Origin of the sequence: Methylophaga sp. UBA1464 (assembly GCF_002325665.1) — a bacterium.
In the GTDB taxonomy this organism is placed as follows: domain Bacteria; phylum Pseudomonadota; class Gammaproteobacteria; order Nitrosococcales; family Methylophagaceae; genus Methylophaga.
In genome coordinates this window covers 39,125-39,974 of sequence record NZ_DCSO01000013.1, presented here as the reverse complement: position 1 = coordinate 39,974, position 850 = coordinate 39,125, and the positions used below count along the sequence as shown (strand labels likewise).

At 48.0% G+C, this 850-nt stretch carries 1 protein-coding gene; it reads left to right on the top strand.

Annotated elements, in window-relative coordinates:
- A partial coding sequence (locus B3O33_RS01395) for a hypothetical protein (protein WP_292362784.1) occupies positions 1–850 on the top strand: 850 nt, incomplete at both ends.

The following is an 850-nucleotide window of genomic DNA, read 5'->3' as shown; positions in this document are numbered from 1 at the left end:
CAGGCTGCTCAGGTCACTGTAACGGGATCGGCAAGTCAAACGCCAGCGTTGACACCGGGACAAGTTGCGCAGGCTGTGGTGATATCGGCTGGAAAGGCGGGCGAAAATGTCGATATCCAGTTAGCAGGAAGGGTTATTACCATTCAGGCCGGGGTGGATTTGCAGCGTGGACAGACTCTTGAACTGCAACGAACCGATGCAGGTGCCAGTGATAAAGTAGCACTTAAATTACTCTCTGTGGCGGCTGTCACATCGGTTATGCCGAACTTCCGGCCAGGGCAAACGTTACTGGCAGAAGTCATTAAGTTATTACCTCAGCAATCTATCCTGTTGGCATTGCCGCAAGCCGGAAAATTGCCTGTGCCACTGGAATTGGATATCAGCAGGTTGAATTCCAGTTTCAAACCCGGACAGCAGCTTTTATTACAGATTCTGGGCAACGCACCACTGAGCGTTGCTCTAAAAACGCCCAATCCGAATTTGTCAGAAAATCTGATTTCCCAGCAACGCCGATTATTGCCGTTTGTTTTCGCCCAACCTCCGCAATTACAAAATGTGATCAATTCGTTACCGGATCTGAGAACAATGACTCCGGTTCAAAATGCGCTAAGTCAGCTATGGCAAAATATTCGCGAAACGCAAACTGTTCAGCAATCAGCCAATTTGCAACAAGCGATTCAACAGTCCGGAGTGTTTCTCGAAAGACAATTGATGCAGCCGAATCCGGTGATAAGTGGTGATTTCAAAGCGAATTTATTGAAACTGGCTGCAGCACTTGAAGGACAGATCCGACAAACAGCAAACGGTCAAATCAATGCTCAGAATCTTCCGGTGGAAATTCGTAATGCCC